The organism is Micromonospora sp. NPDC005305, from assembly GCF_040607315.1.
In the GTDB taxonomy this organism is placed as follows: Bacteria; Actinomycetota; Actinomycetes; order Mycobacteriales; family Micromonosporaceae; genus Micromonospora.
Genome location: NZ_JBEXGL010000002.1, coordinates 548,808 through 569,321 on the forward strand (window position 1 = coordinate 548,808; position 20,514 = coordinate 569,321).

20 protein-coding genes are annotated in these 20,514 nt (G+C 73.8%); 15 read left to right on the plus strand and 5 right to left on the minus strand.

Features of this window, described 5'->3' with window-relative positions; genetic code table 11:
• Positions 1–479 precede the first annotated feature (479 nt).
• From ABZS80_RS05810 to ABZS80_RS05825, 4 genes are all read left to right on the plus strand, one after another.
• A complete protein-coding gene (locus ABZS80_RS05810) occupies positions 480–956 on the plus strand; it encodes a UDP-N-acetylglucosamine--LPS N-acetylglucosamine transferase (RefSeq protein ID WP_355054680.1) in 477 nt (158 codons plus the stop codon).
• A 114-nt stretch (positions 957–1,070) separates the two neighbouring features.
• Positions 1,071–1,652 (plus strand): glycosyltransferase, encoded by a 582-nt coding sequence (locus tag ABZS80_RS05815; protein WP_355054621.1) that lies wholly within the window; start codon positions 1,071–1,073, stop codon positions 1,650–1,652.
• Positions 1,649–2,626 carry a sulfotransferase gene (locus tag ABZS80_RS05820; protein WP_355054622.1) on the plus strand — a complete coding sequence of 326 codons (978 nt, stop codon included), beginning with the start codon at positions 1,649–1,651 and terminating at the stop codon, positions 2,624–2,626. The genes ABZS80_RS05815 and ABZS80_RS05820 overlap by 4 nt, the downstream gene beginning before the upstream one ends.
• On the plus strand, positions 2,623–3,537 hold the full coding sequence (locus ABZS80_RS05825) for a glycosyltransferase family 2 protein (RefSeq protein ID WP_355054623.1): 915 nt from the start codon (positions 2,623–2,625) through the stop codon (positions 3,535–3,537). The genes ABZS80_RS05820 and ABZS80_RS05825 overlap by 4 nt, the downstream gene beginning before the upstream one ends.
• A 61-nt stretch (positions 3,538–3,598) precedes the next feature.
• Here ABZS80_RS05825 and ABZS80_RS05830 read toward each other — a convergent pair whose 3' ends face one another.
• Entirely contained in the window at positions 3,599–5,365 is a 1,767-nt protein-coding gene (locus ABZS80_RS05830; RefSeq protein ID WP_355054624.1) for a hypothetical protein, read from the minus strand.
• 103 nt (positions 5,366–5,468) lie between these two features.
• Entirely contained in the window at positions 5,469–6,347 is an 879-nt protein-coding gene (locus ABZS80_RS05835) for a 3'(2'),5'-bisphosphate nucleotidase CysQ (RefSeq protein WP_355054625.1), read from the minus strand.
• Between the two features lie 199 nt (positions 6,348–6,546).
• Here ABZS80_RS05835 and ABZS80_RS05840 point away from each other — a divergent pair, with 199 nt between their 5' ends.
• Both ABZS80_RS05840 and corA read left to right on the plus strand, forming a co-directional pair.
• Entirely contained in the window at positions 6,547–7,641 is a 1,095-nt protein-coding gene (locus ABZS80_RS05840; protein WP_355054626.1) for a PLP-dependent aminotransferase family protein, read from the plus strand.
• A 367-nt stretch (positions 7,642–8,008) separates the two neighbouring features.
• Positions 8,009–9,157, plus strand: coding sequence for a magnesium/cobalt transporter CorA (corA, locus tag ABZS80_RS05845; protein WP_355054627.1), 1,149 nt, complete (start codon positions 8,009–8,011; stop codon positions 9,155–9,157).
• A gap of 69 nt (positions 9,158–9,226) precedes the next feature.
• On the opposite strand, the gene ABZS80_RS05850 is transcribed toward corA, so the two are convergent.
• Positions 9,227–10,030 carry a hypothetical protein gene (locus tag ABZS80_RS05850; RefSeq protein WP_355054628.1) on the minus strand — a complete coding sequence of 268 codons (804 nt, stop codon included), beginning with the start codon at positions 10,028–10,030 and terminating at the stop codon, positions 9,227–9,229.
• Between the two features lie 84 nt (positions 10,031–10,114).
• Here ABZS80_RS05850 and ABZS80_RS05855 point away from each other — a divergent pair, with 84 nt between their 5' ends.
• Positions 10,115–10,645 carry a peptidylprolyl isomerase gene (locus ABZS80_RS05855; RefSeq protein WP_151465136.1) on the plus strand — a complete coding sequence of 177 codons (531 nt, stop codon included), beginning with the start codon at positions 10,115–10,117 and terminating at the stop codon, positions 10,643–10,645.
• A 25-nt stretch (positions 10,646–10,670) separates the two neighbouring features.
• Positions 10,671–11,615, plus strand: a complete 945-nt coding sequence (locus tag ABZS80_RS05860; protein ID WP_355054629.1) for a rhomboid family intramembrane serine protease — start codon at positions 10,671–10,673, stop codon at positions 11,613–11,615.
• Positions 11,616–11,621: 6 nt separating this feature from the next.
• Here the strand turns inward: ABZS80_RS05860 and ABZS80_RS05865 are convergent, their stop codons facing one another.
• Positions 11,622–12,056: a PH domain-containing protein gene (locus tag ABZS80_RS05865; protein WP_355054630.1), complete on the minus strand. Its 435-nt coding sequence runs from the start codon at positions 12,054–12,056 to the stop codon at positions 11,622–11,624.
• A 99-nt stretch (positions 12,057–12,155) separates the two neighbouring features.
• Here ABZS80_RS05865 and ABZS80_RS05870 point away from each other — a divergent pair, with 99 nt between their 5' ends.
• The 6 genes from ABZS80_RS05870 to ABZS80_RS05895 all read left to right on the plus strand — a co-directional run bounded on the left by ABZS80_RS05870 (position 12,156) and on the right by ABZS80_RS05895 (position 17,843).
• A complete protein-coding gene (locus tag ABZS80_RS05870; RefSeq protein WP_151465134.1) occupies positions 12,156–13,328 on the plus strand; it encodes an acetyl-CoA C-acyltransferase in 1,173 nt (390 codons plus the stop codon).
• A gap of 42 nt (positions 13,329–13,370) precedes the next feature.
• Entirely contained in the window at positions 13,371–14,348 is a 978-nt protein-coding gene (locus ABZS80_RS05875; RefSeq protein WP_355054631.1) for a phosphotransferase, read from the plus strand.
• Between the two features lie 117 nt (positions 14,349–14,465).
• Positions 14,466–14,978: a hypothetical protein gene (locus tag ABZS80_RS05880; RefSeq protein ID WP_355054632.1), complete on the plus strand. Its 513-nt coding sequence runs from the start codon at positions 14,466–14,468 to the stop codon at positions 14,976–14,978.
• Between the two features lie 69 nt (positions 14,979–15,047).
• Positions 15,048–15,740 (plus strand): response regulator transcription factor, encoded by a 693-nt coding sequence (locus ABZS80_RS05885; protein ID WP_151465131.1) that lies wholly within the window; start codon positions 15,048–15,050, stop codon positions 15,738–15,740.
• Entirely contained in the window at positions 15,733–17,178 is a 1,446-nt protein-coding gene (locus ABZS80_RS05890; RefSeq protein WP_355054633.1) for a HAMP domain-containing sensor histidine kinase, read from the plus strand. Before ABZS80_RS05885 ends, ABZS80_RS05890 begins: the two co-directional genes overlap by 8 nt.
• Before the next feature lie 56 nt (positions 17,179–17,234).
• Positions 17,235–17,843, plus strand: a complete 609-nt coding sequence (locus ABZS80_RS05895) for a hypothetical protein (RefSeq protein WP_355054634.1) — start codon at positions 17,235–17,237, stop codon at positions 17,841–17,843.
• Between the two features lie 55 nt (positions 17,844–17,898).
• On the opposite strand, the gene ABZS80_RS05900 is transcribed toward ABZS80_RS05895, so the two are convergent.
• A complete protein-coding gene (locus ABZS80_RS05900) occupies positions 17,899–19,497 on the minus strand; it encodes a ricin-type beta-trefoil lectin domain protein (protein ID WP_355054635.1) in 1,599 nt (532 codons plus the stop codon).
• Positions 19,498–19,740: 243 nt separating this feature from the next.
• On the opposite strand from ABZS80_RS05900, the gene ABZS80_RS05905 reads away from it, so the two are divergent.
• Positions 19,741–20,448, plus strand: coding sequence for a glycosyltransferase family 2 protein (locus ABZS80_RS05905; RefSeq protein ID WP_091265396.1), 708 nt, complete (start codon positions 19,741–19,743; stop codon positions 20,446–20,448).
• Positions 20,449–20,514: the final 66 nt, after the last annotated feature.

The window sequence follows — 20,514 nt, forward strand, 5'->3', positions numbered from 1 at the left end:
GACCGAGCCGGGCAGTCCACGGCGCAGACTGGACCTGACCGTGGCCTTGAGTGTCCCCGATCCGAACGATGAGGGAAAGTCTGCTCACGTTCCGGTAAGCCTGCCCAGGTGTAGGCAGCCCGCGTAGATATGGCCGATCGGCGCTGGCCATTCGGCGGGTTTCCCGGTGTCGGGCCCGACCTGCCCCCGGGGTCGGCGTCGCCGTCGGCCCTCGTGCGGAGCGGTGACGGAATCCTGACACACCACCGGCCGGCGCGGTTGGCCCGGCCCGCCATGACGGTGGAACGCGGCCTGACCTCGGTCCTCGCAGCCCCCGCCCGATCCCGTCCACGGGAATCCCCGGGTGACCCGACCGGTCGGCCGGGATCCGTCCAACGGCCCCTTCAGTTGTCCACCCCCGCGCCAGTAGGTTGTCATGGCGCGTCCGAGGGTCATTCACGAAAATCCGGACGTGGTCGCGGCGTACGGGGAGGAACATTCTGGTGAGCGGGTCAATCGACGACTCGGGGCAGGTCCTGCTGGTTGGTTCCAGTGGCGGGCATCTCGCCCAGCTCCTGGCGCTGGAGCCGTGGTACCGGGAGCGGCAGCGGGCGTGGGTCACGTTCGACACCCCGGACGCCCGCTCGCTGCTCGACGGCGAGGACGTGGTCTGGGCCCACCACCCCACCACCCGGAACGTCCCGAACCTGGTCCGCAACGCCTTCCTCGCGTTCAAGGTGATCCGCCGGCGCCGGGTCGACGCCGTGGTCACCACCGGCGCCGGGGTCGCCCTGCCGTTCGTGGTCGCGGCCCGGCTGCGCCGGATCCCGACCGTCTACATCGAGGTCTACGACCGGATCGACAGCGCGACGCTGACCGCCCGGCTCTGCCGCCCCTTCCTCTCCGCGATGCTCGTGCAGTGGGAGGAGCAGCGCCGCATGTACCCGGAGGCGACCGTCGTGGGGAACCTCCTGTGAGCGCGAGGAGTGAGCCGGTCTTGCGAGCCCCGCAGTCGCGAACGAAGGTGGCGCTGTGAGCGCGAGGAGTGAGCCGGTCCTGCGAGCCCCGCAGTCGCGCACGAAGGTGGCGCTGTGAATGTTCATGTGCCACGGCAGCGGGACGGGCGGCCGGTGCCCTACGTGCTGGTCGTCGTCGGCACCGACGTGCACCGTTTCGACCGGCTGGTGGGCTGGCTGGAGCGGTGGCACGCCGAGCGGCCCGACGTCCGGCTCGTCCTCCAGTACGGCCACAGCCGCCCGCCGGCGCTGCCCGAGGCCACCCCGTTCCTCGGCCACGAGGAGCTCCAGCGGGCGATGGCCGAGTCGACGCTCGTGGTGAGCCACGGCGGCCCGGCGACCATCACCGAGGCCCGGCGCACCGGCCACCTGCCGATCGTGGTGCCCCGCGATCCGACCCACGACGAGCACGTCGACAACCATCAGCAGCTCTTCTCGCGGCGGCTCGGCGCGGCCGGCATGGTCTGCCTCTGCGAGTCCGAGGCCGAGTTGGTCGCCGCCCTCGACGAGGGCCTGGCCGACCCGGCCCGGTTCGCCCTGGCCGCGCACCCGGGCCGGCCCGATCCGCGCGCCGAGGCGGTGGCCCGGGTCGGCGCCGTGATCGACGGCCTGGTGGCGCGCCGGGTACGCCAGCGCGCCGGCGGGCGACGCCGGTGAGCGCCCCGGAGCAGGCCGAGCCCCGCGTCCTCTTCGTCGGCGGCCTCGGCCGCAGCGGCTCGACCCTGCTGGAACTCCTGCTGGCACAGAGTGCCGACGTGTGCGCGGTCGGTGAGGTGGTGCACCTCTGGGAACGCGCGCTCGGCGCCGACGAGCGGTGCGGCTGCGGCGAGCGCTTCACCGCCTGCCCGTTCTGGCAGCGGGTGGGTGAGCACGCGTTCGGCGGCTGGTCCGCCGTCGACCGGGACGACGTGCTGGCGCTCAAGGACCGCGTCGACCGGACCCGGCACATCCCCCGGTTGGCGAAGAACTCGCTCTCCGCCGAGCAGCTCGCCGATGTCCGCCGCTACGCCGACCTCTACACCCGCATCTACCGGGCCGCCCTCGCGGCGACCGGCGCGCGGGTGGTGGTCGACTCCAGCAAGCACGCCTCGCTCGCCTTCGCGCTGCGCTGGGCCGAGGGGCTCGACCTGCGGGTGCTGCACCTCGTCCGGGACAGCCGGGCGGTGGCGTACTCCTGGGGCAAGCAGGTGCGCCGGCCGGAGGTGGTCGACGGCGAGGACTTCATGCCGACCTTCTCGCCGTTCGAGGTGAGCAAGCTGTGGACCGCGCAGAACGCCGCGTTCCACCTGCTCGCGGCCCGGGCGCAGGTGCTCCGGCTGCGCTACGAGGACTTCACCGCCGACCCGGCCGGCACGGTCCGGCGGCTCCGGGAGTTCGCCGGCCTGCCGGACGACCCCGAGGCGCTGCGCATCCTGACGGATCCGCCGGCCGCGCCGTTCCGGGCGCACAGCATCGCGGGCAACCCGCTGCGCTTCAGCGGCGGGCCGTTGACCGTGCGGCGGGACGAGGCGTGGCGGAGCCGCCTGCCGCGCCGCAGCCGGGCCGTGGTCAGCCTGGCCACGCTGCCCTTCCGAGTCCGCTACGGCTACCTGGGCCAGCGGGGTTCCGACGAGTCCGTGGAGAAAGCATGAGTGGGCCGAGCATCTCGGTCGTCGTACCGACGCGGGACCGTCCGGAGCTGCTGCGCGCGGCACTCGACGCGATCCTCAGCCAGGCGCACCCGGGCCTGATCGAGGCCATCGTGGTCTACGACCAGTCCGAGCCGGACCGGTCGCTGGAGCTGGACCGGGGCGACCGGCGGATCCGGGTCATCACCAACACCCGCAGCCCGGGGCTGGCCGGGGCGCGCAACACCGGCATCGAGGCGGCCACCGGCGACCTGGTCGCGTTCTGCGACGACGACGACGAGTGGCTGCCCGGCAAGCTGGCCGCCCAGCTCGGCGCGCTCGACGTGCACCCGGACGGCGCGCTGGTGAGCTGCGGCATCCGGGTCAGCTACGACGACCGCACGGTCGACCGCTCGCTGGACCGCTCCCGGGTGTCGCTGGAGGCGCTGCTCCGCGACCGGCTCACCGAGCTGCACCCGTCCACGTTCCTGATCCGCCGGGCCGCCCTGCTCGACGCGATCGGGCTGGTCGACGAGCAGATCCCGGGCAGCTACGCGGAGGACTACGAGTTCCTGCTCCGGGCCGCCCGGTACGCCCCGCTGGTCAACGTGGAGAGCCCGTACGTGCTGGTCCGCTGGCACAAGCGGTCGTACTTCGCGCAGCGCTGGGAGACCATCTCGACCGCGTTGCAGTGGCTGCTGCGCCGCTACCCGGAGTTCGCCACGGTGCCGCACGGGGAGGCGCGGGTGGCGGGTCAGATCGCCTTCGCCCAGGCGGCCATGGGCAACCGGCGGGACGCCGTCCGCTGGGCCCGGCGCACCCTGGCCCGCAACCCGCGGGAGCCGCGCGCCTACCTGGCGCTGGCGGTGGCGAGCCGGGCCGTGCAGGCCGACAGGGTGCTGCGCACGCTGCACAAGCGCGGCCGGGGCATCTGAGCCGTACGCGCGAAACGGGCGGGCGACCAGCCGGTCGCCCGCCCGTTTTCCCTGCGCGGGGTCAGGCCACGCAGAAGGACTTCCACGCCTGGATGCTCGGCTGGTCGAGCAGCCGGAAGTCGCCCTGGCTGACCACCTGGTTGTAGTAGGCGACGAACTCCGGCCGCTGGCCGTTGAGGAAGCCGGTCATCGAGCGGATCCAGTTGGCCCGCCCGCTGCCCGAGTCGCCCGGCACCAGGTCACTGCCGGTCTCGGCGACGCCCCAGGGCTTGCCCAGCGCCTTGGACTTGCTGATCATCTCGCCGTAGATCTCCTGCGGCGGGGCGTACCGCTTCCACTTGGCGCCCCAGTTGTAGCAGTCCCAGCCGAGCGTCTCGATCACGTCGCCGCCCGGGTAGAAGGCGTCGAAGCTGCGCCCGGACTTCGGGTCGAGCGTCCAGCACATGAGGATCAGCGTGTTGATCAGCTTGGGGTTGCCGGCCCGGTTCGCCAGACCGGCGACCCGCTTCCACGCCGTCCGGTACGCCGCCGTGGTGAACGCGCCGCGCTCGACGTCGTCCTCGGGCTCGTGGAAGTAGGACCAGTACACGTTGTGCTCGCGCGGGATCGAGGCGAACCAGGAGGAGAGCCGGGAGTCGTACTTGCCGGAGTTGATGTCCTGCGGCGAGGCCTTGAAGGAGACCACCACGGTGCGGTCCACGACGTCGGCCCGGCTGCCGTTCCAGGCCGGTGGCAGCCCGGGGAAGAAGACGCGGGCCATCCGCAGCTTGCCGAAGGTGCGGTCGGAGCGGCTGAGCGCCTGGCCGAAGCTTTCCCCGTTCTGCACGCCGATCGACGCGCCGGGCAGGGTCAGCCGAGTGCCGGCGAAGCCCGGGGTGTTGCCGGTGGAGGCCGACGGCGACGCGCCGGGCTTGCCGCCGAGGCCCTGTTCCGCGCTCGGGGTGGCGGCGCCGGGCGTGGCTGCGCCGCTCGGGCCGGCCGACTGCGCCGGCCCGGCGGTGCGCGGCGCCTCGCCGGCCTGCCGGGTCGGATCGGGCCGGAGGGCCGCCACGGCGGCGCCGCCGCCCGCGACGGCGAGCACGAGGGCCGCGGCGACGGCGATTCGCCACCGGCGCCGGGATCCCCCGGGCGGCGTCGGGGCCGGCGCGATCGGCGGGGGCGGCGGCTGGTCGCCGCTACCGGCACCGGGCCGGGTACGCGGTTCGGCCCGGACGTCCTCCGGCGGCGGCCCGGGCAGGGTGGCCGTGGCGGCCGGCGCGCCCTCGGCCCAACCGGCCTCCGGGCCGGGCCCGGCGGGCGGCCCCCAGCCGCCGTTGCCGCCGGGTCCGGCCGGTGGCGCGAGATCGGCCGGAACGCCCTGGGGCGTCCATTCCGTGTCGTTGCCCTGGGGCGCCCAGTCGGCGTTCCCGGCCTGGGGCGTCCGGTCACCGGGTCCGCCGTACCCCGCCCAGTCGGCGGCCCCGCCCGGTGGCGGCCAGTCGTGCTCCCCGCCCGGTGGCGGCCAGTCCTGCTGCCCGCCGTGCGGCGGCCAGTCGGCGTCCGCCGTCCAGGTTGCCCCCGGATCGGCGTCGGGGTGCTCGGCCGGGCCGGCCTGCCGCGCCGGCCAGGCGTGTCCCCGGTCGGCCCCGGCCCACCGGGGGTCGGGGTCGGCGTGACCGGGCCCGGTCTCCGGCCAGGGCAGGCCGGATCGGGCCTCGGCCGGTGGCACCGGCGGCGCGGCCTCGGGCCAGGGCAGGACGGGCGCGCCCTGCTGGCGCGGGACGTCCTGCCCCGGCCAGAGGCCGGTGGGCTGTCCGAAGGCGTTGTGCTGGTCTCGCTCGGCCGGCATGACCCTCCCTGGCTGGCGGTGGCCCGTCTCTCGGGGCTCAGGTCGGACGTGCATTCCGACCGACGATATCCTCCGGTCACCTGGGCCGTGCGTACCGCAACACTCAGCCGAACGCCCCACCCGGGGTGTCGGTGACGGTCGAAGCGGGCATCTCGACCCCGGTGCGGGCGATCGCGTCGAGCAGCCGGTCGGCCAGCTCGGGGCGGCAGACCAGCAGGTCCGGCAGGCGCGGGTCGGCCCGGTTGTAGCGCAGCGGCGACCCGTCGATCCGGGACGCGTGCATCCCGGCGCCCAGGGCCACCGCCACCGGGGCGGCGCTGTCCCATTCGTACTGGCCGCCCGCGTGGACGTACGCGTCGACCTCGCCGGTCACCACGGCGCACACCTTGACCCCGGCGGAGCCCATCGGGACGGCCTGCGCGCCGAGCAACTCGACCAGCTCGCCGACGAAGGCGGGCGGGCGGCTGCGGCTCACCGCGATCCGGATCGGCCCGTCGACCGCCTTCGGGGTCGGGCAGGCGGTGCCGAGGATGAGCTGGTCACCGTCCACGGTGGTCCGGGCCGGCATGCCCACGGCACCGGCGACCAGGGCGCCGTCCGGCGCGGCCGAGCGCTGCCAGAGCGCGACGTGCACCGCCCAGTCGTCCCGCCCGGCCTCGGAGAACTCCCGGGTGCCGTCCAGCGGGTCGATGATCCAGACCCGGTCGGCGTCGTGCCGGGGCGCCCGCTCGCCGTCGGCCCAGGCCCGGCGCGAGTCGGCCTCCTCCTCGGAGAGCACCGCGTCGGCGGGCCGCCAGCGGGCCAGCGCGGCGGTCATCAGCTCGTGCGACGCGCGGTCGCCGGCGTCCTTGAGCGCCTTCGGGTCGGCGAAGCCCTGCCGGGCCCGCAGCGCGGTGAGCGCCTCGCCCGCCCGGCCGGCCAGCCACTGCGCGAACTGCTGGTCGTCGAGCCGTCCGGCGTCGTCCTGCGTCACGAGCCTCACCACCTGTCTCCCCGGGCCTGCCGCGACCCGCAAACCTTCGGCGGCCGGTGGTCCCGGCGCCAGCTTCCGGTCGGATGGTAGACAGCCGTGAACTCGTTTCGAATTCGCGTCGGCCCTGGTGGACGGAGCGGCCGCCCGCATGTTGAACTTCGCGTGTATGGCGGTCGGACCCGCCGGACCAGGCCCTAGGCTCGTGCGCATGACCGCCGAGCAGCTGATCTCCTTCGCCCGTGGGGCTCCCTCGCTGGACATCGTCGATGTCGAGGGGCTCAAGGCCGCCGCCGTCCGCGCCTTCGACGCCGACCCCGCCGGGATCACGGCGTACGGCACCTCCGTCGGCTACCCGCCCCTGCGGAAGTGGATCGCGGAGAAGCACGGCGTCGAGGCCGACCAGGTGCTGATCACCAACGGCTCGCTCCAGGCCGACGCGTTCCTCTTCGACCACCTGGTCCGCCGGGGCGACGCCGTGGTGGTCGAGCGCCCGACGTACGACCGGACGCTGCTCAACCTCCAGCAGATGGGCAGCGAGATCCACGGCGTCACGATCCAGCCGGACGGCCTGGACACCGCCGAGCTGCGCAAGCTGCTGGAGTCGGGGGTCCGGCCGCGGCTGGCCCACGTCATCCCGAACTACCAGAACCCGGCCGGCGTGACCCTCTCCCTGGAGAAGCGTCGTGAGCTGCTCGACCTGGCCGCCGAGTACGACTTCACGATCTTCGAGGACGACCCGTACGCGGACATCCGGTTCCGGGGTGAGCCGCTGCCCTCGATGCTGTCGATGGACACGCGGGGCGTGGTGGTGCACGCTTCCAGCTTCACCAAGACGGTCTGCCCGGGCGTCCGGGTCGGTTACCTGGTGGGCCCGGCCGACGTGATCGCGAAGATCGCCAAGCGGGCCACCAACCTGTACATCTCGCCGGGCATGGTCTCCGAGGCGATCGTGCACCAGTTCTGTGTCTCCGGCGAGATCGACCGGTCGATCCACACGGTGCGGACGGCGCTCGGTGAGCGCGCCGTGGTGCTGGCCGAGTCGCTTCGCCGGCACATCCCCGAGGCCCGGTTCGTGGAGCCGGACGGGGGCTACTTCCTCTGGATCGAGCTGCCCGAGGACGTGGAGGTCGACCGGCTCGCCCCGGCGGCGGCGGAGCGCGGCGTCGCGGTGGTCAAGGGCAGCGACTTCATGATCGAGGGCGGCCGGCACGCGCTGCGGCTGGCCTTCTCCGCAGTGACGGCCGACCGGATCGACGAGGGCGTCCGGCGGCTGGCGGAGGCGGTGGCGGCCGTCCGAGGCTGACTGTCTGTCGGGTTTCCGACAGAAAGGCGATACCGGCCGGTCCGGCTCTCCCGCTGGGCCGGCCGGCGACCCACAATGCTGCGAGCGCCGCTCACCTTTCCTCGGTGACCGGTCCGCCGACCGGGGAGCCACGGGCTACCCCGTCCGGGCCGTCGGCGCGCACAGCACAACTCCCGCCCCCATGGTGCCGGGTGGGCCGTGTCGCCCCTCACCCCCCTGACGCGGCCGGCCCGCCCGGCGCCGTCACCGCTCTCTCGCCGGGCGTGACGCGGATCGCAGTCCGGCCGCCCACCCCGTGCTCGCCCGCGCTGCGCCTCGTCCCGACCGGCGTAGCCTGCAAGCCGCAGCTTCGTGGAGAGGGGGCGAGATGACGGACCGGGTTGCACGCGACCGCAGCGGCGCGCAGAACGGCGACCGGGCGCCCAGACCACGGGCCTGGGCGGCACCGGTACGCGCCATGTCCCGCATCCTCAACGCCGACGGCTCTCCGCGTACGACCCAGCCGGCCGGCTCCGCCCGGAGCGGGATCGTCGACTGCGGCCTCTACGTCGACGGCGAGCGCCGGCCCGGCGAGTGGACCTACGCCGACGCCCTGACGGCCGCCCGCCGGGAGCGGAACGGTTTCGTCTGGCTCGGCCTGCACGAGCCGGAGCTGGAGGAGATGACCGCGATCGCGGCCACCTTCGGCCTGCATGAGCTGGCCGTCGAGGACGCGGTCAAGGCCCAGCAGCGCCCGAAGCTGGAGCGCTTCGGCGACGTGGCCTTCCTGGTGCTGCGCACCGCCCGCTACTGCGAGCACACGGAGCTGACCGAGAACTCCGAGGTGGTGGAGACCGGCCAGGTGATGCTCTTCATCGGGCCGAACTTCCTGATCAGCGTCCGGCACGGGGACGCCTGCCGGCTGTCGCCGGTCCGGGCCGACCTGGAGGCGAAGCGGGACCTGCTGCTGCACGGCCCGTGGGCCGTCGCGTACGCGGTGACCGACCGGGTGGTGGACCTCTACCTGGAGGTGGCCGACCGGCTGGAGGACGACCTCGACGTGCTGGAGGCGGACGTCTTCGACCGGCAGAGCAGTGGGCGCATCCAGCGGATCTACCAGATGAAGCGGGAGCTGGTGGAGTTCAAGCGGGCCGTGGTGCCGTTGCAGCGCCCGCTGCTCACCCTCACCTCGCAGGTCAACCGGGAGGTGCCGCAGGAGGTGCGGCGCTACTTCCGGGACGTGCAGGACCACCTGAGTCGCACCGTCGAGCAGGTGAACTCCTACGACGACCTGCTCAACTCGATCCTCCAGGCGCGGCTGGCGCAGGTCACCGTCGACCAGAACAACGACATGCGCAAGATCGCCGCGTGGGCGGCGATCGGTGCGGTGTGGACCGCGATCGCGGGCATCTACGGCATGAACTTCGAGAACATGCCGGAGCTGAAGTGGACCTACGGCTATCCGGGCATCTGGGCCGTGAACCTGGGCCTGTCGTTCATCCTGTACCGCTGGTTCCGCCGCAACGGCTGGCTCTGACCCTGGCAGACGGAAGCGCCGGCCGCGCGGGGCAACCCCCGCACGCCGGCGCTTTCCGTGACCGTCGGGTCAGCGACGACCGCTGGACTTGGCGGTGTTCCGGCCGTTCTGCGTGGCCTTGGTGACGTCGTCCGCCGGGCGGCCGCTGACGTCCCGGGCGCCCTCGGCGACCGAGGGAACCTTGTCGTTCGGCTGGATCACCGGCTGGCTGCTCGACGTGGCGGTCGAGGCGCTGCCGCTGCCGGCGACGGCCGAGCTGCCGGCGCCGGTCGGCCCGGCCTGGGTGACCTTCGCCGTCGCGTCCGGAGTCTCCACCACGATCGTGTCTACGTCCTCTCGCATCGGCTCCAGCTTGCCCGTCGGGTCGTACTCGGCCCATTCCTGCTGCTCGCGGCGGCGGCGCATGGCCATCGCGCCGGCCAGGCCGGCGACCGTGCCGGCGACCAGCAGGCCGGTGGTCATGCCGCGGGACCTCTTCTGCTTCTTCTTCGCGGCCTTCATGTTCTTCGCCTTCACCTTCTTGCTCATCGCGGCCTGCTTGGCGGCGGCGGCCTTCCGGCCGGCCAGGGCCTTGCCGGCGGACTCGGCCTGGGCGCTCCGCATCGCCATGAGCAGGGGCGCGACTGCGGCAACCGTCGATGCCACGCCGCTCGACGCCCGATCGCGGACGACGATCGCGGTGGGCGCGACGGCGCCCCGGGCTGCCTGGACGCGCGGGCCGACCGTGGCGCCGGCACCCTTTGCCGCGTGTGCGGCGGCCTGCCTCAGGTGACCGATGCCCTGGTTCAGCTCGGCCTTCGCGAGCTGCCCCCGGGTCTTGCGCCGCCCGATTCCAAACACGGTCCCACCTCCTGGGAGTTGTTCCTTCGTCATCCTCCACCTTCGGATGCCTCCGCATGGCCAGATCGGGCACATGGGAGGATCCGCATGGAACTGACCAACGAGTGAGGAGTACCCGTGGCCGAGGCTGTCTACGCCACCTTGCACACCAACGCTGGCCCGATCCGGTTGGAGCTCTTCCCGAACCACGCGCCGAAGACCGTCCGCAACTTCGTGGAGCTGGCCGAGGGCACCCGGGAGTACATCGACCCGCGCACCGGCCAGCCGGGCAGCGGGCCGTACTACGACGGCACCATCTCGCACCGCGTGATCAGCGGCTTCATGGTCCAGATGGGCGACCCGACCGGCACCGGCCGCGGTGGCCCGGGCTACAAGTTCGGCGACGAGTTCCACCCGGAGCTGCGCTTCGACCGGCCGTACCTGCTGGCGATGGCGAACGCCGGGCCGGGCACCAACGGCTCGCAGTTCTTCATCACGGTGGGCCCGACGCCGCACCTGAACAACCGGCACACCATCTTCGGCCAGGTCGCCGACGAGCAGTCGGCGAAGGTCGTGGACTCGATCGCGAACACCCCGACCGGCCCGAGCGACCGGCCGCTCCAGGACGTGGTCATCGAGCGCGTCGAGATCGAGCGCAAGCCGGCGTGAGCGTGACGCGGGTACCTTTGCTCGCATGACTGAGCGCTCCGGGCAGGCAGGTGACGCCACAGGCGGGCCGGCGCCGACCACTCCGGTCTGCTACCGGCACCCCGACCGGGAGACGTACGTCCGGTGCACCCGCTGTGACCGGCCGATCTGCCCGGAGTGCATGCGCGACGCCTCCGTCGGCCACCAGTGCCCGGAGTGCGTCAGCGAGGGACGCCGCAGTGTGCGGCCGGCGCGTACCGCCTTCGGGGGCGGTGCCGCCGGCCGCCAGGGCTACGTCACGAAGACCCTGATCGCGCTGAACGTGCTGGTCATGGTCCTCTCCATCGCCTCAGCCCGTAGCGGGAGCGCGGTGGCCGGCGGTGGCCTCGGTGGCCTGATGGGCGAGTCGACGCCGCTGACCGACTGGGGTGGGGTGCTGGGATACGCCCCGTACGTCGCCTTCGGTGAGCCGCACGGCGTCGCTACCGGCGAGTGGTACCGGCTGGTCACCGCGATGTTCCTGCACTACGGCGTGGTGCACCTGCTGCTCAACATGTGGGCGCTCTGGGTGCTCGGGCGGACCCTTGAGGCGGTGCTCGGCCCGCTGCGCTTCCTGGCGCTCTACCTGATCGCCGGGCTCGGCGGCAACGTCGCGGTCTACCTGTTCAGCAACCCGTACTCCGCCTCGGTCGGGGCGTCGACGGCCATCTTCGGCCTTTTCGCCGCGATCTTCGTGATCCTGCGCCGGCTGGGCCGGGACACCTCGGCCATCGTGCCGATCCTGGTGATCAACCTGATCTTCACGTTCACCGTGCCGGGCATCTCGGTGGCCGGGCACCTCGGCGGGCTGGTGGTCGGCGCGCTGATGGCCCTGGTCCTGGCGTACGCCCCGCGGATGCGGCGCACCGCCTTCCAGGCGGCCGGCGGGGCGATCCTGCTGGTGGCGCTGCTCGGGCTGGTCCTCGTCCGCACCGCCGCGCTGACCGGCTGACCGGTCTCAGCGCGCGGCGGCGCGGGCGGCCTCCAGGGCGGCGGCGACCTGCCCGGGCGGCGCGTCCAGGTCGTAGCGGCCGAACAGGTGCAGCGACTCGCCCGCGTCGATCTCCAGCGTCTCGGCGGTGAGCCCGCGCCGGGTACGCCGTTCCACCCGGATCGCCTCCACGGCCGCCCAGGGCAGCCGCCGGCGGCCGGCGTAGCCGTGGATCACGGTGATCCCCTCCGGGTCGGCGGCCAGCCGCACCGGCGCCACCAGGTCGCGCAGCGCCCAGCCGAGCAGCGCGGCGGCGGCCAGCCCGGCGAGCACCAGCTGGACCCGGTCCTCGGCGGCGAAGAGCAGCCCCAGCGTGACCAGGACGAGCGCGCCGAGCGCCTTGACCGCCGGCAGCACCGGCGACACCCGCCACTGCGGGGCCGGGGACGACTGTGGAGTCACCGCCCCAGCATGCCAGCCGGGCGGGCCCGGGAACGGGGGAGGACGACCGCCCGGGTCAGCACGTAGGATCGGGGCAAGCCAGGTTACCGGGGAGTAGACATGAGTGACGCGGTCATCGTCGGTGCGGTACGGACCCCGGTCGGGCGGCGCAAGGGCAGCCTCGCCGGCGTCCACCCGGTCGACCTCTCGGCGCACGTGCTGCGTGCCCTCGCCGAGCGGACCGGCATCGACCCCGAGCAGGTCGACGACGTGGTCTGGGGCTGCGTGTCGCAGGTCGGCGAGCAGTCGTGGAACGTCGCGCGCAACGCCGTCCTCGCCGCCGGCTGGCCCGAGTCGGTCCCCGGCACCACGCTCGACCGGCAGTGCGGGTCCAGCCAGCAGGCGCTGCACTTCGCCGCCGCCACCGTCCTCTCCGGCCAGGCCGACCTGGTGGTCGCCGGGGGCGTCGAGTCGATGACCCGGGTGCCGATGGGCTCCAGCGTGGCCGGCGGGATGCCGTTCAGCGCCGCGATCCTGGAGCGCTACCGCGGCGTCGAGGGCGTCGCGGAGGACAGCCCGCTCCCGTTCAACCAGGGCGTCGGGGCCGAGCTGATCGCCCAGCGGTGGCGGTTCTCCCGCACCCAGCTCGACGAGTTCGCCCTCGCCAGCCACGAGAAGGCGGCCGCCGCGCAGGACGCCGGGGCGTTCGACCCCGAGCTGGCCCCGGTGGCGCTGGCCGACGGCGGCAAGTTCACCGCCGATGAGGGCATCCGGCGGGACACGTCGCTCGCCAAGCTCGGCGAGCTGCCCACCCCGTTCAAGGCCGACGGCGTGGTCACCGCCGGGTCCGCGTCGCAGATCTCCGACGGGGCGGCGGCGCTCGCGGTCACCACGAGCGAGTGGGCCAGCCGGCACGGCCTGCGCCCGCTGGCCCGGGTGCACACCGCCGTGGTCGCCGCCGACGACCCGGTCACCATGCTAACCGCCCCCATCCCGGCCACCGCGAAGGCGCTGCGCCGCGCGGGGCTGGGCATCGAGGAGATCGGGGTGTACGAGGTGAACGAGGCGTTCGCCCCGGTGCCGCTGGCCTGGCTGGCGGAGACCGAGGCGGACCCGGAGCGGCTGAACCCGCGCGGCGGTGCGATCGCGCTCGGCCACCCGCTCGGCGGGTCCGGCGCCCGGATCATGACCACCATGCTCCAGCACATGCGCGACAACGGGATCCGCTACGGCCTGCAGACCATGTGCGAGGGCGGCGGCATGGCCAACGCCACCATCGTCGAGCTGCTCTGAAATCGCTGGCTGCCGCCGCGGGCAGCGCCTAGCGTGCCGACCGTGACGACACCCGACTGGTCCGACCCGCTGTGGCGGGACGCCGCGCTGGCCTGGGTCGGTGACGCGCTGGGCCGGCACGGCCGGCGCGTGACCGGCCCGGTCGAGCCCCGGATCCGCCCCTGGTCACTGGTCTGGCGGGTGCCCACCGGGGCCGGCCCGGTCTGGTTCAAGGCCAACAACCCGGGCACCCGCTTCGAGGCGGCTCTCCTGGCCGAGCTGGCCCGGCTCGCCCCGGGTGCGGTGCTCGACCCGCTCGCGGTGGACGTCGCGCGCGGCTGGGCGCTGCTGCCCGACGGCGGCCCGATCCTGCGCGAGGTGCTCGCCGGGGACCTGACGCGCTGGGAGCGGGTGCTGCCCGCGTACGCGGCGGTGCAGATCGCGGTCGCGCCGCGGGTCGACCGGCTGCTCGCCGCCGGGGTGCCCGATCACCGGCCGGAGCTGATGCCGGATCTCCTCGACGGGCTGCTCGACGACTCCGAGGCCCTGCTGCTCGGCGAGCCGGACGGGCTCACCCCCGACCTGCACGATCGGCTGCGCGCCTACCGGCCGGAGTTCGCCGCGACCTGCCGCCGGTTGGCGGACTTCGGCGTCCCGGCCAGCGTGCAGCACGACGACCTGCACGACGGGAACGTCTTCGTCAGCGACGCCGGCTACCGCTTCTTCGACTGGGGGGACGCCTCGGTGGCCCACCCGTTCGCCACGCTGCTCGTGACACTCAACTCGGTGGCGCACGGCGCCGGGCTGGCGCCGGGCGACCCGGTGCTGGTCCGGCTGCGGGACGCCTACCTGGAGGCGTGGACGGACCGGCACGACCGGGCGGCCCTGCGGGAGGCCGCCGGCCTGGCCATGACGGTCGCCACGGTGAGCCGGGCGCTGTCCTGGCGGCGGGCTCTGGCCACCCCCGATCCGGCGCGGACCGGGTACGCGGCCGCGGTCCCCGGCTGGCTCGGCGAGGTGTTCGCCGCCCCGCCGGCCTGACGGGCTCCGCCGGGCCGGCAGCGGATGTCGCACCGGCGGTGCGATTTGCACGGGTGGAAGTTCCAGAAATCGGGAGTGACCCATATCACCCCTGCTCACATGCTCGTTGCATCTTGCATGGACGTGTTCTCGCGAACGTTCCTTCCGGCCGCCGCCGAGACCGGCCTGGCGACCCAGACCGTCAGCCGGCACATGCCGGTCTTCCGCCGGTGCGTCGGCTCCGGCGACGCCACCATCCTCGTCACCCGGTGCAGCCGCCCGGACCACCCGATCGGCGGCGACTACCTCATGCTGCTCACCCACCGCCGCCTGGTGGTCACCCGGCAGACCCGGGTCCTGCACCGGCTGCGCCTGCACCTCAACACCGAACTGCGCGAGCTGAGCAACGTCACCTGGAGCCCCGACCCCCGGTCGCACAGCCTGGAGCTGGCGGCCACCGCGATCGACGGCGCCCGGGAGCGGTTCCTCATCCGGACCCACCACCCGAAGCAGGTGTGGCAGCTCGACGCCCTGCTCAACCACGCCTTCCGGACCCGGCTCCGGACGCCCGCGGAGCGGCTGGTCGCCACCATCGGCGAGCCGCCGGCCGGCGCCCGCCCGACCGTGTTCCGCCCCGCGCCGGTCCGCTGACCGGCTCCTTACCGAATCCGAACACTCCCCTGACCTTCCGGGCGGCCCCCGGTCGGTAATCATGGGCCGGTGACCGCCGACGCCGCACCGCGCGGGCTCGTCCTCGTGGTGGAGGACGAGCCGGCCATCGCCGACCTGGTCCGGCTCTACCTGACCCGGGACGGGTTCGGCGTACACCTGGAACGGGACGGGGCCGCCGGGCTGGCCGCCGCTCGGCGGCTGCGCCCGGTGGCCTGCGTGCTCGACATCGCACTGCCCGGCCTGGCCGGCACGGAGGTGTGCCGGCGGCTGCGCGAGGCCGGGGACTGGACGCCGGTCATCTTCCTCACCGCCCGGGACGACGAGGTGGACCGGATCGTCGGCCTGGAGCTGGGCGCCGACGACTACGTGACCAAGCCGTTCAGCCCGCGCGAGCTGGTGGCCCGGGTCCGGGCGGTGCTGCGCCGCACCGCGGGCGCCCCCGCCACGGCCGAGCAGCCCCGGGTGGTCGGTGCGGTCACCCTCGACCCGTCCCGCCGCACGGTCACCGCCGCCGGCGCCCCGGTGCAGCTCACCTCCACCGAGTTCGACCTGCTCGCGCACCTGATGGCCCGGCCGGGCCGGGTCTTCACCCGGGAGGAACTGCTGGCCGGCGTCTGGGGGTACGCGGCACACGCCGGCACCCGGACCGTCGACGTGCACGTGGCGCAGGTGCGGGCCAAGCTCGGCCCGGCCAGCGTGATCCGGACCCACCGCGGCGTCGGGTACGCGGCCGATGCCTGAGCAGCCCACCGTCGCGCTGCCGGTCATCGGGTCCGGCCCGCCGGCCCCGCCCCGGCGGCGGTTCGCGCACACCCTGACCGCCCGCGCGGTGCTGGTCACCTGCGCGGTGGCGCTGGTGTCCGTGCTGGCCACCGCGCTGGTCGCGGTGCCCCTGGCGGTGCGCGGGGCGGAACGGCGCGACCAGGAGGCGCTGGCCGCCCAGGCCCGGCTCGCCGCCGAGGTGCTCCGGGTCCGCGCGGTGCGCCAGCGGGACAACGCCGGTGACCGGCTCATCCGCCAGCTCCGCCAGCAGCAGATCCAGGTGTACCTGGTCCGGGCCGGCCAGGCCGACCACGCCGGCCTGCCCCCGCAGGTGGTGAAGCGGGTCGCGGCCGGGCGGGACGTCTCCGGCCGGCGGCTGGTCGGCGGCGAACGGGCCCTGGTCGAGGGGCGGGCGCTGCCCGGCGGGGACGGCGTCGTGCTGGCCCGGCCGACCCGCAACGGGCCGTGGCGGCAGGTGCTGCTCAGCCTCTGGCTGCCGATGCTCACCGGGCTCGCCGCCGGGGTGGCCGCCGGCCTGCTGCTGGCCCGCCGGCTGGCCCGGCCGATCCGGACCGCGGCCACCGCCGCCGCGCGGCTGCGCGCCGGGGACCGGGCGGTGCGGGTGCCGGTCGAACCGCCCGACGAGGTGGCCGACCTGGCGTACGCGCTGAACGGGCTGGCCGCCGCGCTGGCCACCAGCGAGGGGCGGCAGCGGGAATTCCTGCTCTCCGTCTCGCACGAGCTGCGCACCCCGCTCACCGCCATTCGCGGCTACGCCGAGGCGCTGGCCGACGGGGTCATCGACGCCGAGGGCGTGCCGGGCACCGGCCGGACCGTGCTCGCCGAGGCCGAGCACCTGGACCGGCTGGTCAGCGACCTGCTGGCGCTGGCCCGGCTGGAGGCCGCCGACTTCCCGCTGGAACCGGGGCCGGTCGACCTGACCCGGCTCGCCGCCGACGCGGCACGCACCTGGTCCGACCGGTGCGCGGCGGTCGGCGTGCCGTTCCGGGTGGAGGCGCCGGACGCGCCGGTGCCCGCGTACACCGATCCGGGGCGGATCCGGCAGGTGGTGGACGGGCTGCTGGAGAACGCGCTGCGGGTCGTACCCCCGGGGGCGCCCGTGGTGCTCGCGGTCCGGGCGGCCGGCGCGGACCCGGCGTCGGGCGGCCTCGTCGAGGTCCGGGACGGCGGACCCGGCTTCACCGACGACGACCTGGCGGTGGCGTTCGAGCGTGGGGCGCTGCACCAGCGGTACCGGGGGGTGCGCAAGGTGGGCAGCGGCCTGGGGCTGGCGCTCGCCGCCGGGCTGGTCCGGCGGCTCGGCGGCGACATCACGGCCGGGCACGCCCCGGAGGGCGGCGCGGCCTTCACCGTCCGGCTGCCCGGCGATCCTTACCTGACCCGAACATCGGCCTGACGATCCGCTCGCGTGCACGGGGAAGGCTGACGGCACCACGGACGAGAGGAACACTGATGGCACGTCAGGGAATCGTCACCGGCGTCACCGCGCTGCTGGCCGCGGCCGCGCTCGGGCTCGCCGGATGCGGCCCGGCCCAGGTCGCCCAGGACTCGGCCAAGGAGACCGCCGTCGAGGTGGCCGCCGCCCTGGGCGCGGACGGCCAGGCGCTGGCCGCGCTCGGTGTCGACGCCGCCGAGCTGGACGTCGACCCGGTCGCCGCCCCGGCGCCCTCGGCGTCCGGCGCGCCCGGTGAGCAGGCCGGCCCGCAGGACAAGCGGGGTGAGCGGGCGCAGGAGTGGCGCAAGCGGCACCGCGCCCGGGTGCTGCTGCGGAAGAACACCCTGCACGGCGAGGTCGTGGTGCAGACCAAGGACGGCGGGACGAAGACCGTCGCCGTGCAGCGCGGCCAGGTGACCGCGATCGACGCGAAGTCGATGACCGTGAAGTCCACCGACGGCTTCTCGGTGACCTGGACCTTCGACGAGAAGCTCCGGGTGGTCGAACGGCGCACGACCGTGCAGTCCAGCGACATCAAGGTCGGCACGACGGTCGGCGTGGCCGGCGCGAAGAACGGTGACACGTCCGTCGCCCGCCTCGTCGTCGTCCCCCTCAAGCAGCGCTGAAAGGAGGGGCCCCCTGTTAACGCCTGACGTTGTACAGGGGGCCCCTCCTAACTCCTCAGTAGACCCGTGACCCGATGAAGTCGGCGTGGCCGTAGCCGACCGGGTTCGGGTATGAGCGGGACTCGAAGGACCACTGCTGGCGGGTGCTCGTCGAGCAGGTCGCCAGCCGCAGCCGCGGGGTGATGAGCCAGGGGTTGTCGAAGGCGACGCACAGGCCGGTCGCGCCGGCCGGCTTGAGCTGGTTGCCCGCGAAGACGAACCTCTGGTTGGCCCCACCGTGGCAGTCGTGGATGTTCACCGCGGTGCCGGCGGTCAGGCTGCCGCCGCTCACGTCCAGGCAGCGGTCGTGGGAGAGCTCGGAGTGCAGCGACTGCCGGGCCGGGTCGTACCAGAAGCCCTGGTTGCGGCCGCCGTGGCAGGCGTACGACTGCTGCACGGTGCCGTTGCGGGAGTCGTAACCCCTGCCGTCCACACAGGTCCCGGTGGCCGCGTTGCGCAGCTGGCGGAACTCCAGCAGCCCGTCGACCAGCACGCCCTGCCCGGTGCTGGCCGGGTCGACGCAGGTGGCCCGCTGGGCGCCCGCGTTCCAGAACTGGGTGACGCACTGGGCGAACATGCCGTGCCCGCGGTAGTTGGGGTGGAACGACTGCCGGGCCGCGTTCTCGTCCCAGATCCCGATCTCGATGTAGAGGCCGCGGACCGAGGTGTTGTCGGTGCACACCTCGTGGCCGTGGAAGAGCCGGCTGGCGTCCAGGTAGCGGGTGCCCGTGTTGGTGGCGGCGGCCCGCAGCGCCGACTCGAACATCGGCACCGCCTTGTTGCGCGCGAACGCCATGTCGGCCAGGTAGAGCAGACAGCCGCCGGCATACCAGCCGGGGAAGTTCGGGTTGTCCTCCACGTCCGGGCTACCCGGGCTCGGGTACGACATGAGCACCAGTTCGTAGTCGGAGCGCAGGTAGCCGGCCGCGGTCATGGTCTGCCGGATCGAGTTCAGCGCGGCCTCGACCGCGAGGCGGCTGCCGTCGGTGCGGATCGTCCACTGGTCGGTGTAGGTGGGCCAGCACGCGCCCTGGAAGAAGACCCGGCGGATCGCGCAGTCGGTGGCCACCGGCCCGAACTGGATGGTGCCGTCGCCGTTCGCGCCGACCACCACCCAGAGGAGCCGGACGTGCGTGTTGCGCGCCTTGATCGCCAACTGGTCGCCCTGGTTCAGCTCGTTGTGCTGCGTCGGGCCGCCGGCGATCAGGTTCCACGGGGTCGCCCCGGAGCAGGCCAGGTTGTACTTCTGGTCGGCCGGGATGCCGGTGCGGAAGACCGCCTGGTCGTACGAGCGGTCGCACCAGTTTCCGTCCTGGTGGGTGCCGGGCACGTAGTTGCCGACGCCCTCACCGGAGATCTCGCTGTCGCCCATGGTGACCAGGGCGGTGCGCCGCTGTTCGAGCGGCCGGATGTCGGGGGAGCCGTAGAGGGCGGTGGCCTCGGCGGCGCGGACGGTCTCTAGCGCGGCGGGGAGCGGCTGGACGGCGGGCCGGTCGGCGGCGGCCGCGGGGGCAGCCGGTCCGACCAGCGTCGGCAGGGTGAGGGCGGCGGCGGACAGGACGGCCAGGGTGCGGCGTCGGATCGTCCGTGCGCGCCTGGCGGGGGTACCAGACATCGACGCACTCCTTTCACCTCAATCGTGGAATGTCGATTGAGTTACCAGACGGTAACCGCCCGATGACGGGATGTGAATGCGTCCGGTAAGCCTTGCGGCCGGGTGCGGAAGGGCACTTCTCCGGCAGAAGGGGCGGACTGCGGCGGTTCTCGCGCAAGGTCGGGCCGGGGTGTGGTGACCTGGGCGACCAGCCAGGTTAGGCTAGGCCGGCCCCGACCCACCGTCGCCTCCGTGGAGAACCCCGTGAAGCTCTCGATCCTCATGCCGGTCTACAACGAGGAAGAACGCATCGCGGATGCCCTCAAGCAGGCGTTGGCGGTGGACTACCCGTGTGAAATCGAGCTGGTCGTCGTGGACGACGGCAGCCGCGACGGCACCGGCGAGGTGCTCGGCCGGGTGGACGACGCCCGACTGCGGGTGATCACCCACCAGCGCAACGCCGGCAAGGGCGCCGCGATCAAGACCGCCGTCGACAACGCCGAGGGTGAGTACATGGTCATCCTCGACGCCGACCTCGAGTACGACCCGCAGGACATCCCGCGGCTGCTCGAGCCGGTGCTCGACGGGCGGGCGACGGTCGTCTACGGCAACCGGACCTTCGGCAGCCACAGCTCCTACAGCTTCTGGTACGTGATGGGCAACAAGGGTGTGACGCTCGCCGCCAACGTGCTCTACAACTCGTACATCGGCGACCTGGAGACCTGCTTCAAGCTGATGCCGCTGGAGCTGTACCGCTCGCTCCAGGTCCGCTCGCGCGGCTTCGGCATGGAGGCCGAGGTCACCGGCAAGCTGCTCCGCCAGCGCATCCGCCCCTACGAGGTCCCGATCAGCTACCGCGCCCGAGGCCGCGAGGAGGGCAAGAAGATCACCTGGAAGGACGGCGTCGAGGCGATCTGGATCCTCGCCCGCGAGCGCGCCCGGCGCCACCCGGTCGGCCCCGCCGCCCGCTGACGCCCCACCCACGAACGACGGGACCCCGCACCCCGGCCAGGCCGGTGTCGCGGGGTCCCGCTGTCT